Raw genomic sequence first — 12,778 nt, forward strand, 5'->3', positions numbered from 1 at the left:
GGGTGAACGGGGTTTTCGATTGGACAAGTTCGATGTCGAAGACCTGATCGCGCTGATCCGCAACTACAATCCGCGCACCGATGAAAAGCTGATCCGGCTGGCCTATGATTACGGCCAGCGGATGCATGAGGGCCAGACACGCCATTCGGGCGAGCCCTATTTCACCCATCCCGTCGCCGTCGCCGCCATCCTGACCGAGATGCGGCTGGACGATGCGACGTTGGTCACCGCCCTTCTGCATGACACCATCGAGGATACCCGCGCCAGCTGGTCCGAGGTTTCCGATAAATTCGGCCGCGAGATCGCGGATCTCGTCGATGGGGTCACCAAGCTGACCAATCTGGAACTCTCCGGCGCGCATTCCAAGCAGGCCGAGAATTTCCGCAAGCTGTTCATGGCCATGACCCGCGATCTGCGGGTGATCCTGGTCAAGCTGGCGGACCGGCTGCACAATATGCGCACGATCCGCGCCATGCGCCCCGACAAGCAGGCCAAGAAGGCCCGCGAGACCATGGATATCTATGCGCCGCTGGCCGGTCGCATGGGTATGCAGTGGATGCGCGAAGAACTTGAGGATCTGGCCTTCAAGGTCATAAATCCCGAGGCCCGCAACTCGATCATCCGCCGCTTCCTGACCCTGCAGAAGGAATCGGGCGATGTCATCGCCCAGATCACCCGCGACATCCGCACCGAGCTTGACCGCGAAGGCATCGAGGCCAATGTCTATGGCCGCGCCAAGCGCCCGTTCAGCGTCTGGCGCAAGATGCAGGAAAAGCAGCTCACCTTCTCTCGGCTGTCGGATATCTATGGCTTCCGGGTGATCGTGGACACGGAAAGCGAATGCTACCGCGCGCTTGGGCTGATCCATCGCCGCTGGCGGGCAGTGCCGGGGCGGTTCAAGGATTACATCAGCCAGCCGAAATCGAATGGCTATCGCTCGATCCACACCACCGTGACCGGCCGCGACGGCAAGCGGGTCGAAGTCCAGATCCGCACCCGCCAGATGCACGAGGTCGCCGAGGCGGGCGTGGCGGCGCATTGGGCTTATCGCGACGGGCAACGCTCGACGAACCCTTTTGCCGTCGATCCGGCGGAATGGATCGCCCAGCTCAATGACCGGTTGGGGGGCGAGGATCACGACGAGTTCCTGGAGCACGTCAAGCTGGAGATGTATTCCGACCAGGTCTTCATCTTCACGCCGAAGGGCGATGTGATCCAGCTGCCGAAAGGCGCGACGCCCATCGACTTCGCCTATGCGATCCATACGCGGATCGGCAACAGCACCGTGGGCGCCAAGGTCGATGGCATCCGGGTGCCGCTCTGGACCCGGCTGAAGAACGGCCAATTGGTCGAGATCATCACCGCCGCCGGCCAGCGTCCGCAGGCCGCCTGGCTGGAGATCGTCCAGACCGGCCGTGCCAAGGCCGCGATCCGCAGATCCCTGCGCGAGGAGGACCGGGCGCGCCTGATCCGGCTCGGTGCCGAACTGGTGCGGATCAGTTTCGAACATCATGGCCGGCGCGTCACCGACAAGGCGCTGCGCACGGCGGCGACCAAGCTGGCCTTGCCCGATTCGGACGAATTGCTGGCCCGGATCGGCTGCGCCGAGATGTCTGCGCAGGACGTGCTGACAACGCTTTACCCCGAACTCAGCGACCACAAGGAAACCGTCGATCCCAAGCGCCCGGTGGCCGGGCTGGAGGCCGATCAGACATTGGGGCGCGCGCAATGCTGCCAGCCGCTGCCGGGAGAGCGGATCGTCGGCATCACCTATCGCGGCCGCGGCGTCATCATCCATTCCATCGACTGCCCGGCCCTGGCCGAGCTGGACAATGAAGAGGACATGAAGCGTTGGGTCGACCTGCAATGGCGCGAGGGGCGCCATCCGCCGGCCTATCCGGTCACGCTTTCAGTCACCATCCGCCACGATGCCGGCGTTCTGGGGCGTATCTGCACGCTGATCGGCAGCCAGGGGGCCAATATCTCGAACCTGACCTTTGCCGACCGCAAGCCCGATTTCTACCGGCTCGAAATCGAGGTCGAGTTGCACGGGCTGGACCAGCTTCACGCACTTCTGACCGCGCTGGAGGCAGAATCGGACGTGGCGCAGGTCACGCGCCTTCTCAGGCCGGACCTGGCACCCTAGATTGATCGCGTTACTGTTTGACCCGTTAATCCTTCTGTTACCCGTTCCGCATACCCTTTCGTCATGTTCAAGCGCCGCAAACCCCGCAGCTATTCGCAGATCGCGACCGAGATGATCTATCCGCGCGGCGGCTGGCTGCGCGCGGGGCAATATGTGCTGTATCGGTTGCGGCGGCTGCCCGATCAGCCGCACAAGATCGGACGCGGGGTCGCGGCGGGGGTGTTCATTTCCTTCACGCCGCTGCACGGGCTCCATTTCCTTGCGGCCGCAGGCATTGCCTGGGTCATTGGCGGCAATATCCTGGCGTCGCTGCTGGCGACATTTGTCGGCAACCCGATCACCTTCCCCTTCATCGCCTATGCCTCGACCTGGCTGGGGCGCGAGCTTCTGGGCACCCATGGCCGGCTGTCGGCGAAGAAGATCCTGAACGAATCCGCCGATGCCTCCATGCAGGTCTGGCACAATTTCACCGCCATGTTCGGCCACGGAACGCCGCATTGGGACCGGCTGGGTTCCTTCTATCACGACATCTACCAGCCCTATATGGTCGGCGGGCTGATCCTTGGCATCATTGCCGCCGTGGTCGCGCATTACCTGACGGTGCCGGTGATCCGCGCCTATCACCGCCGGCGGGCACGGAAGCTGGCCAAACGGATCGAGCGTATTCGCAGTGTCGGCACCCCCCCGGCCAAGCCGCAGGCCGGCCCACGACCGGATGATCCGCCACCCTGATACGGCAATGACAGATTTGGGCTTTTCATCGCCGCGTCCGCTTGTATAGTCGGCGCCATGACCCGGATGCGACATATCGCCCCTTCCCGCAACGCGCAGATCGGCGCGCGTTTCGCCGTGAACCTCCGCGGTCTGCTTCTTCTTACGCTGCGCTGAGCGGGTCCTGCCGGGCCGCCGCTCAGTCAGGCCAAGCGCCCGGCCTCAGGATTCCAATCAGCGAAAGAAGCAAGACAATGACCGACAAGAACCGCGTATATATCTTCGACACCACCCTGCGCGACGGCGAGCAGTCGCCGGGCGCCACCATGTCCCATGCCGAGAAGCTGGAAATCGCCGCCATGCTGGACGAGATGGGCGTGGACATCATCGAGGCCGGCTTCCCGATCGCCTCGGAAGGCGATTTCGCCGCCGTCTCGGAAATCGCGAAACAGGCGAAGAACAGCGTGATCTGCGGGCTGGCGCGCGCGCAATTTCCCGATATCGACCGCTGCTGGGAAGCGGTCAAACACGCGAAACGCCCGCGCATCCACACCTTCATCGGCACCTCGCCCCTGCACCGCGCCATTCCCAATCTGGACATGGACCAGATGGCCGAACGGATCGAGCAGACCGTGACCCATGCCCGCAACCTCTGCGACAATGTGCAATGGTCGCCCATGGACGCGACGCGGACGGAACACGACTATCTGTGCCGGGTGGTCGAGATCGCCATCAGATGCGGTGCGACCACGATCAACATCCCCGATACGGTCGGCTATACCGCGCCGCGCGAAAGCGCCGACCTGATCCGGATGCTGATCGAGCGCGTGCCGGGCGCCGACGAGGTGATCTTCGCCACCCATTGCCATAACGACCTGGGCATGGCCACCGCCAACAGCCTGGCCGCGGTGGAAGCCGGCGCGCGCCAGATCGAATGCACTATCAACGGGTTGGGCGAACGCGCCGGCAATACCGCGCTGGAGGAAGTGGTGATGGCGCTGCGTGTGCGCCATGACATCATGCCCTATGACACCGAGATCGACACCACCAAGATCATGGGCATCTCGCGCCGGGTGGCGCAGGTCTCGGGCTTTCCGGTGCAGTTCAACAAGGCCATCGTCGGCAAGAACGCCTTCCTGCATGAAAGCGGCATCCATCAGGACGGGGTGCTGAAGAATGTCGAAACCTTCGAGATCATGCGCCCCGCCGATATCGGCTTGAACGAGACCAATATCGCCATGGGCAAGCATTCGGGCCGCGCCGCGCTGCGCTCGAAGCTGAAGGATCTGGGATACGAGGTCGGCGACAACCAGTTGAAGGATGTCTTCGTCCGCTTCAAGGCTTTGGCCGACCGCAAGAAGGAAGTCTATGACGACGATATCGTCGCGTTGATGCAGGACAGCGCCGCCAATACCGGCGACGATTACCTGCAGGTCAAGCATCTGCGCGTGGTCTGCGGCAGCGACGGGCAATCGGCGGATCTGACCCTGATCGTGGACGGGCAGGAAAAGACCGCCTCGACCACCGGCGACGGGCCGGTCGATGCCGTCTTCAACGCCGTGACCGAGATCTATCCGCATCAGGCGGTGCTGCAACTCTATCAGGTTCATGCCGTGACCGAGGGCACCGATGCGCAGGCGACGGTTTCCGTGCGGATGGAGGAAGAGGGCCGCATCGCCACCGGGCAGGCCGCCGATACCGACACCATCCTGGCCAGCGTGAAGGCCTATGTCGGGGCGCTGAACCGGCTGCGCGCGAGGCGTGAGGCCATCGGCAAGGATGGCGATGCCAAGCAGGTCAGCATGTATTCGCATTAAGTGGCGACGCTTGCGAAGATCGAAGGCCGGGCCGCGCGCCCGGCCTTTTTCATGCGCCAGTCATGAAGCCGAAATCGGCATTCTTGAGGAAGGGAAAATCGTCCTCGATCAGCGCCTCGAAATGCGCCAGGGCAAGCGCGACATGGCGGCTGTCCCAATTCATCTGCGCGGGTGCGGCGGAATCCCCCGCATCCCAGCGAAGCTGGACATAGTTCAGCCCTTCGATATCCGAGAAAGCCGGGAAATGGCGCGGCAGGTCGAAATGGTTGCGCGAAAAGACTGAACGAGAGCGATCCGCCATCCGCACAGCCGCCCCGGCACTGCCGAACAGCTGTTTCGCGCGCCAGAAACTGACCGGCTCGTCGCCATAGCTGCGCAGGATCAGCCCGCAGGCCATGCTGATCGCAACCGTGCGCATATCCTGAAAGCGGCGCATATGGGCCCGCAGCCGGGCGATGTAATGCCGGCTGAGCGCGTCGTCATCGTCGATGCGGAACTGCATGACCGGCCCGCCAGCCGCCTGAGCCACTTGCATCAGCGGCTCGGCCAGCGCGGCTTTGCAGTCGCGCTCAGCCGAAACGATGATGCGGATCTGCGGCATCTGCGCGCAAAGATCGCGCAGCCGGGCCATGTCGGGTGCCGGCAATTCGGGCGAGGTCAGGATCCACAGCTCGAAATCCGGGTCGGTCTGGGCGGCAACCCAGGGCAGGAACAGGGTCTCGAAGGCAGCGAAGCGCCGTTCCAGCCGGTCGGGCGCATAGATCTGCGCCGCCTGATGGGCGATGCGTTCGGGCGATGCATCGCCGCCGCCCCGCATCCCGATCCAGTCGCCAAGACCCAGGAAGGAGAAGCGGCAGATCCCGACGATTCGATCATTCATGGCAGGCTGCGGCTCCGGCTGAGAAGGGTGCGGGCCGCAGATTAGGCGCGGTCGGGCGGCGGACGCAACCGGCGCTGCGCGTCGGGCGGGATCATGACGAGGCATCAAGCGCAACGCGAAACCCCATGATTACTGGAAATCAGGGCTTTCGCGAAGCCACTCGGCCTTTTATATGGGGCGACGCGCTGCGCCGGGCGCGATTCCCGGCTGGGCGGAAACCTATATGGACAGGCCGGGACAACCGGCACGAAAAGGATACAGGCATGGCGTTCTTCGGGCTGTTCTCTACCGATATAGCGATCGACCTCGGGACGGCGAACACGCTCGTCTATGTGAAGGGCAAGGGGATCATCCTGAACGAACCTTCGGTGGTGGCCTATCACGTCAAGGACGGCAAGAAGCAGGTTCTGGCCGTGGGCGAAGACGCCAAGCTGATGCTGGGCCGCACGCCGGGTTCCATCGAGGCGATCCGGCCAATGCGCGAGGGCGTCATCGCCGATTTCGACAGCGCCGAGGAAATGATCAAGCATTTCATCAAGAAGGTGTTCAAGCGCACCACCTTCTCGAAACCGAAGATCATCGTCTGCGTGCCGCATGGCGCCACCCCGGTCGAGAAACGTGCCATCCGCCAGTCGGTGCTGTCGGCAGGTGCGCGCAAGGCCGGGCTGATCGCGGAACCCATCGCCGCAGCCATTGGCGCGGGTATGCCGATCACCGAGCCGACCGGCTCGATGGTGGTCGATATCGGCGGCGGCACGACCGAGGTCGCGGTGCTGTCGCTGGGCGATGTGGTCTATGCGCGCTCGGTCCGTATCGGCGGCGACCGCATGGACGAGGCGATCATCAACTATCTGCGCCGCAACCATAACCTGCTGATCGGCGATCAGACCGCCGAGCGCGTGAAAACCTCGATCGGCACCGCGCGGATGCCCGATGACGGGCGCGGCGCCACCCTGCCGGTGCGCGGTCGCGACCTGCTGAACGGTGTCCCGCGCGAGCTGGAGATCACTCAGGCCATGGTCGCCGAGGCCCTGGCCGAACCCGTCCAGCAGATCTGCGAGGCGGTGATGGTGGCGCTGGAAGCGACGCCGCCCGATCTGGCCGCCGATATCGTCGATCGCGGCGTCATGCTGACCGGTGGCGGCGCCATGCTGGGCGAGCTGGACCTGGCGCTGCGCGAGCAGACCGGGCTGTCGATCTCCATCGCCGATCAGCCGATGAGCTGCGTGGCGCTTGGCACCGGCAAGGCGCTGGAATTCGAAAAGCAGCTGCGTCACGTCATCGACTACGACAGCTGAGGCGGGGCCGGCGCGATGGCCCGCAAGGGTTACGATTTTGCCACCCCGGTCCGCCGCATCCTGATCGGGCTGCTGGCCCTGTTCCTGCTGAGCATGTTCCTGTTCTGGCGCATCGACAGCCCCCGGGCCGAGGCGATGCGTTCGGATTTCGTGGATCGTTTCGTGCCCAGTTTCGAATGGGCGATGACCCCGGTCACCCGGGTCACGCGGATGGTTTCCAGCCTGCAGAGCTATTCGCGGATCTACGAACAGAATCAGGAGTTGCGCCGCGAGTTGCGCGAGATGGAGCGCTGGAAGGAAGCCGCCGTCCAGCTTGAACAGGAAAACGCCAAGCTTCTGGCACAGAACAATGTCCGGCTGGACCCGACGCTTACCTCGATCACCGGGGTGGTGCTGACCGATAGCGGCACGGTGTTCCGGCAGTCGGTTCTGCTGAATGTCGGGCGCCGCGACGGGGTGGTGGATGGCTGGGCGGTCATGGACGGGCTGGGACTGGTCGGGCGAATTTCCGGCGTCGGCGGCCAGACCAGCCGGGTGATCCTGCTGACCGATCCATCATCCCGGATTCCAGTAACCGTCCAGCCTTCGGGCGAGAACGCGCTGCTGACCGGCGACAACTCGACGCTGCCGACGCTCGAATTCATCGAGCGGCCCGAGAATGTGCGACCGGGCGACCGGGTCATCAGTTCGGGCGACGGCGGGATTTTTCCGCCCGATATTCTGGTCGGACAGGTGGTGCAAGGCTCGGACGGACGGCTGCGGCTGCGCATGGCGGCGGATTACGGGCGGCTGGAATTCCTGCGCGTGCTGCGCAGTCACCCGGCTGAGCGTCTGCAGGATGGCGGCGCACTGGTCCTGCCGCCCGAGCCGGGGCTGATCGGGCCGGTGCTTCCCGGCGCCCCCGCCGCGCGACCCGCAGACGCAGGCGCGCCATGAACGATCCCCGTCGGCGCCGCCGCTTTGTCGCCATGTCGATCTATATCGGCATTGGGCTGATGATCCTGTTTTTCCAGCTCATGCCGCTCCATCCCGGCCAGCCCGGCCGACCCGGGCCGGACCTGAGCCTGTGCCTGACATTCGCCTGGGTGCTGCGCCGCCCCGATCAGCTGCCGGCGGCGGTCATCGTGGCCCTGTCGGTCGTCGGCGATTTGCTGCTTGGCCGCCCCTTCGGGCTATGGAGCCTCTTCATCCTCATGGCCACCGAGCTTTTGCGCCCGCGTGCGCAGCGTTGGGCGGATCAGGCGTTTCTGTTCGAGTGGCTGCGCGTCGCCATCCTGATGGGCCTGATGCTGATCAGCAACCGCCTGATCATGGTTCTGTTCCTGCTGCCTGTTCCCGCGCTTGCCCCTGTGGTGCTACAATGGGTTGCAACGGTCGCGGCCTATCCGCTGGTGGTGCTGGCGGTGCATGTGATCGGCATCAGGCGGTTGAGCACGGCGGAACTCGAAATGACGGTAAATTGATGCGTAAATCGCCCAAGGACATGATCGACAGCGCCCGCATCGTCTCGCGGCGCGGGGTGATGCTGGGCGTCATTCAGGCGGCGGTGATCGGCACGCTGGCCTGGCGGTTGCGCTCGATGCAGGTCGAACATGCCGACGAATATCGGCTGCTTTCGGATGGCAACTCGATCAAGTTTCGCCTGCTGCCGCCGGTGCGCGGGCTGATCCATGACCGCAATGGTCTGGTGATCGCCGGCAATGAACAGAATTACCGTGCCACCATCACCCGCGAATTGGCCGGCAATGTCGATGAGGTAGTGGCCAAGCTGCGCCTGCTGGTGCCGATGTCGGACGAGGAGGCCGCCGAGTTGCTGGCGGGAATCGCCAAGCGCAGCGCCAGCACCCCGGTCAGCATCGGCGATCACCTGAGTTGGGACGAGTTCAGCTCTATCGCCGTGAACGCACCGGCGCTGCCCGGCGTGCAGCCGGAATCGGTTCTGTCGCGGGTCTATCCGCGCCGGGGCGATTTCGCCCATGTGCTGGGCTATGTCGGTCGGGTCTCGGATTACGACCTGTCGAAGATGGAAGATCCCGACCCGGTGCTGATGCTGCCGGAATTCCAGTTCGGCAAGGTCGGGGCCGAGAACAAGCTGGAACCGATCCTGCGCGGCAAGGCGGGCATCCGCAAGGTCGAGGTAAATGCCGCAGGCCGCGAGATGCGCGAGCTCAGCCGGCAGGAGGGCCAGCAGGGCGCCACCTTGCAGATGACCCTGGATGCGGGGTTGCAGAATTACGCCGTGCAACGTCTGGGCGAGGAATCCGCCGCCGCCGTGGTCATCGACGTGACCAATGGCGATATCATGGCCATTGCCTCGAACCCGGTCTTCGATCCGAACCTGTTCGTGCGTGGCATTTCCTCGGCCGATTACAAGGCGCTGACCGAACATGACCACCGCCCGCTGGCCGACAAGACCGTGCAGGGCGTCTATCCGCCCGGCTCGACCTTCAAGATGGTCACGCTGCTGGCCGGGCTTGAGGCGGGCGTTATCAACGACGGCAGCACCTTCTTCTGCAATGGCGCGCTGGAGGTTGCCGGCCGCAAGTTCCATTGCTGGAGCCGGGGCGGCCACGGCCATGTGAACCCGGTGCAGAGCCTGCAGAAATCCTGCGATGTCTTCTATTACGAGACCGCCCGCGCCACCGGCATCGACCGCATCGCGGCGATGGCGCGACGACTGGGTATCGGGGTCGAACATGACCTGCCGATGTCGGCCGTCGCCACCGGCATCGCCCCCGACCGGGCGTGGAAGCAGGAACGCTTCGACCAGCCCTGGGTGATCGGCGATTCGCTCAATGCCTCGATCGGGCAGGGTTTCGTGCTGGCCTCGCCCCTGCAACTGGCGGTGATGACGGCGCGGGTGGCGACCGGGCGCGAGGTCAAGCCGCGCCTCGTGCGCGCCATCGACGGGGTTCCGGTCGAGACCCCGGAATTCGCCGATCTCGGTCTGAGCGAACGCAACCTGCGCGTCGCCCGGCGCGGCATGGATGCGGTGATAAACTCGGCCGCCGGGACGGCGGGGAAATCGCGGATCGTGGCCGAGGAATGGCGCATGGCCGGCAAGACCGGCACCAGCCAGGTGCGCAATATCACCGCCGCAGAGCGCGCCCGTGGCGTCACCCGTAACGATCAGCTGCCCTGGAACCGCCGCGACCATGCACTGTTCGTCTGCTACGCCCCCTTTGACGCGCCGAAATATGCCGTCTCGGTCATTGTCGAACATGGCGGCGGCGGCTCGGCGGTGGCCGCACCCATCGCCCGCGACATCCTGCTTTACGCACTCGCGGGCGGTGTGCCGCCATTGACCGCCTATCCCGACGGGCAGCGCGGCCAGATCGAGGAGATGCATCGCAATATGCGCCTGATTACCCCGGTCGCCACCTCGGGCGGGGGAAGCACACGCGCATGAGCTATCTCGACTACAAGGTTGCCGAGCCGCCGCGTGGCATTCGCAAGTTCCTGGCGCTGAACTGGCCCCTGGCCTTCCTGCTGGCGGCGGTGGCCTCGGTCGGTTTCCTGACGCTCTATTCCGTCGCCGGCGGCAATATCGACACCTGGGCCCGCCCGCAGATGGAGCGTTTCGCCATCGGCATGGTGGCCATGCTCGGGCTGGGCTTCGTGCCGATCTGGTTCTGGCGCGGGATTTCGGTCCTGGCCTATGTGATCTGCGTGCTGCTGCTGGTGGCGGTCGATGTGATCGGCCATGTCGGCATGGGGGCGCAGCGCTGGCTGGATCTCGGCCCGGTCAAGCTGCAACCCTCCGAGCTGATGAAGATCGCGCTCGTCCTGCTGCTGGCGGCCTATTACGGCTGGCTCGACCTGAACAAGGTCTCGCGCCCGCTCTGGGTGCTGATCCCGGTGGTGCTGATCCTGATCCCGACCGCACTGGTGCTGCAACAGCCGGATCTCGGCACCTCGCTGCTGCTGCTGATGGGGGGGGGCATCGTGATGTTCGCAGCCGGGGTCAGCCTGTGGTATTTCGGCGCCGTGATCGCGGCGGGCGTGGGCGTCGTCTGGACGGTGCTGGAAAGCCGGGGCACGACATGGCAATTGCTGCACGATTACCAGTTCCGCCGCATCGACACCTTCCTCGACCCGACCCAGGACCCGCAGGGCGCGGGCTATAACATCATCCAGGCGCAGATCGCGCTGGGTTCGGGCGGCTGGTCCGGGCGCGGCTTCATGGAGGGCACCCAGTCCCGCTTGAACTTCCTGCCCGAGAAGCATACCGATTTCATCTTCACCACCCTGGCCGAGGAATTCGGCTTCGTCGGCGCCGGCTCGCTGCTGCTGCTTTACGCGCTGATCATCGGCTTCTGCCTTTATTCGGCGCTGACCAATCGCGACCGTTTCGCCAGCCTTCTAACCATCGGCATCGCCGGCACCTTCTTCCTGTTCTTTTCCATCAACATGGCGATGGTGATGGGACTGCTGCCGGTGGTGGGCGTTCCGCTGCCGCTGGTCAGCTATGGCGGTACGGCAATGATGATCCTGCTCATGGCCTTCGGCATGGTGCAGTCGGCGCATGTGAACCGTCCACGCTAAGCGACTGGTATCGCTCGAAACGGACCGGATTGCCGAACTGCCACATCGATAGATCAAACAGTCATAAAATGCAGGCTAACAAGCCTGCGACAATATTTCCCTATCCATGTAACAGTTCTTCTGATAGTGCGCCCTGCGGTTCTGTCCTTGCTGTGTTGCTTCCCAACAAACGCAGCCGCCGGACAGGGTCATAATCGCGTGTGCTTTACTTATGGGAGAAGGTTGTGGCTGGTTCAACATTAACGGGTTCATCGTTCTATCTGGGACAATCGACTTACAACGGCACTGCTGCGGTGGGTTCGGTCCTCTCTGTTCACAACTCCGAGGTGGCGCCGCTGACCATGGTCAGCAACCCGTCAACCATAACCGGTCAGCCCTATAGTAGCTGGACGAACACATCGACCAATCCTCTGTACCAGGAGGGCTATATCGGGGACAACATCAACCTCGACCTCGGCGAAGCCGTGCGCATGGACCTCAATTCCGACAATACCCTGGATGGCAGCGATCCCTGGCTGAGGGTAACGGATTTCGACCGTTACAAGATTGATATCCGGCTGGAGGACGGCACCATTATCCAGGGTGTCGGGGTGATCATTTCGGGCACCGACCCGGGGACGGGCAACACCTACCAGTCTATGGTGTTGGGTGACGAACTGGTCCTGGCGCTGAACGCTTCGGGCCAGAACGTTACCAAGATATTCCTGACGGAATATGTGCCGACCGGTACGCTCGGCGGCGACCTGACCCAGCGTCAGGATATCGCCAATTTTGCCAACGAGATCGCCGCTTTCGAAGTCGCGCCCTGTTTCGTGCGCGGCACACGGATTCTCACCAACAAGGGCGAGCGTCCGGTCGAGAATCTCTCTATCGGTGACAAGGTGCTGACGGCCGATCATGGCCTGCAGGAGATCCGCTGGATCGGCTCGCGCCGGGTCCCGGCGACGGGCGCGATGGCGCCGATCCGCATCCGCGAGGGCGCGCTGGAAAACGACCGTGAACTGTGGGTTTCCCCGCAGCACCGCATGCTGATCTCGGGACCGAAGGCCGAGATTCTTTACGGGCAGTCCGAAGTGCTGGTGCCGGCGAAATCACTGGTCGACGACCGCATGATCCGGGCCGTCGAAGGTGGCAACGTGGAATATTTCCACATCCTGCTTGACCGTCACGAGGTCATCTTCGCCAATGGAACACCGGCGGAAAGCCTCTATCTGGGCCCAGGCGCCTTGAAAGGCCTGGCGCCCTCGGACCGCGAGGAGGTGCTGGCTCTGTTCCCTGAACTGGAAGCCCGGCTGGAACGCGGCGAGCGTCCCGAAGGTGCACGGCCGTTCCTGACCGTCCGTGAGGGGCGCGAGTTGATCGGCCGGGTCTGACGGTCGCC

The 12,778-nt window shown here is 64.0% G+C and carries 10 protein-coding genes; 9 read left to right on the forward strand and 1 reads right to left on the reverse strand.

Features of this window, described 5'->3' with window-relative positions; all coding sequences use genetic code 11:
• Window positions 1-19 precede the first annotated feature (19 nt).
• From Q0330_RS10445 to Q0330_RS10455, 3 genes are all read left to right on the forward strand, one after another.
• Window positions 20-2,146: a bifunctional (p)ppGpp synthetase/guanosine-3',5'-bis(diphosphate) 3'-pyrophosphohydrolase gene (locus tag Q0330_RS10445; protein ID WP_299478405.1), complete on the forward strand. Its 2,127-nt coding sequence runs from the start codon at window positions 20-22 to the stop codon at window positions 2,144-2,146.
• Window positions 2,147-2,209: 63 nt separating this feature from the next.
• Window positions 2,210-2,878 carry a DUF2062 domain-containing protein gene (locus Q0330_RS10450; RefSeq protein WP_299478408.1) on the forward strand — a complete coding sequence of 223 codons (669 nt, stop codon included), beginning with the start codon at window positions 2,210-2,212 and terminating at the stop codon, window positions 2,876-2,878.
• 233 nt (window positions 2,879-3,111) lie between these two features.
• Window positions 3,112-4,674 (forward strand): 2-isopropylmalate synthase, encoded by a 1,563-nt coding sequence (locus tag Q0330_RS10455; RefSeq protein ID WP_299478411.1) that lies wholly within the window; start codon window positions 3,112-3,114, stop codon window positions 4,672-4,674.
• Between the two features lie 49 nt (window positions 4,675-4,723).
• On the opposite strand, the gene Q0330_RS10460 is transcribed toward Q0330_RS10455, so the two are convergent.
• Window positions 4,724-5,554, reverse strand: a complete 831-nt coding sequence (locus Q0330_RS10460; protein WP_299478414.1) for a glycosyltransferase — start codon at window positions 5,552-5,554, stop codon at window positions 4,724-4,726.
• A 263-nt stretch (window positions 5,555-5,817) separates the two neighbouring features.
• Here Q0330_RS10460 and Q0330_RS10465 point away from each other — a divergent pair, with 263 nt between their 5' ends.
• The 6 genes from Q0330_RS10465 to Q0330_RS10490 all read left to right on the forward strand — a co-directional run bounded on the left by Q0330_RS10465 (window position 5,818) and on the right by Q0330_RS10490 (window position 12,770).
• Window positions 5,818-6,852 carry a rod shape-determining protein gene (locus tag Q0330_RS10465; protein WP_299478417.1) on the forward strand — a complete coding sequence of 345 codons (1,035 nt, stop codon included), beginning with the start codon at window positions 5,818-5,820 and terminating at the stop codon, window positions 6,850-6,852.
• A gap of 15 nt (window positions 6,853-6,867) precedes the next feature.
• Complete coding sequence (gene mreC / locus Q0330_RS10470; RefSeq protein ID WP_299478420.1) at window positions 6,868-7,788, forward strand: rod shape-determining protein MreC; 921 nt, start codon at window positions 6,868-6,870, stop codon at window positions 7,786-7,788.
• Complete coding sequence (locus Q0330_RS10475) at window positions 7,785-8,315, forward strand: rod shape-determining protein MreD (RefSeq protein ID WP_299478423.1); 531 nt, start codon at window positions 7,785-7,787, stop codon at window positions 8,313-8,315. The genes mreC and Q0330_RS10475 overlap by 4 nt, the downstream gene beginning before the upstream one ends.
• Entirely contained in the window at window positions 8,315-10,261 is a 1,947-nt protein-coding gene (gene mrdA / locus Q0330_RS10480) for a penicillin-binding protein 2 (protein WP_299478426.1), read from the forward strand. Before Q0330_RS10475 ends, mrdA begins: the two co-directional genes overlap by 1 nt.
• Window positions 10,258-11,397 carry a rod shape-determining protein RodA gene (gene rodA, locus Q0330_RS10485; RefSeq protein ID WP_299478429.1) on the forward strand — a complete coding sequence of 380 codons (1,140 nt, stop codon included), beginning with the start codon at window positions 10,258-10,260 and terminating at the stop codon, window positions 11,395-11,397. Before mrdA ends, rodA begins: the two co-directional genes overlap by 4 nt.
• 200 nt (window positions 11,398-11,597) lie before the next feature.
• Window positions 11,598-12,770 (forward strand): Hint domain-containing protein, encoded by a 1,173-nt coding sequence (locus tag Q0330_RS10490; protein ID WP_299478432.1) that lies wholly within the window; start codon window positions 11,598-11,600, stop codon window positions 12,768-12,770.
• Window positions 12,771-12,778: the final 8 nt, after the last annotated feature.

It is taken from the genome of uncultured Paracoccus sp. (assembly GCF_937873615.1).
Classification (GTDB): Bacteria; Pseudomonadota; Alphaproteobacteria; order Rhodobacterales; family Rhodobacteraceae; genus Paracoccus.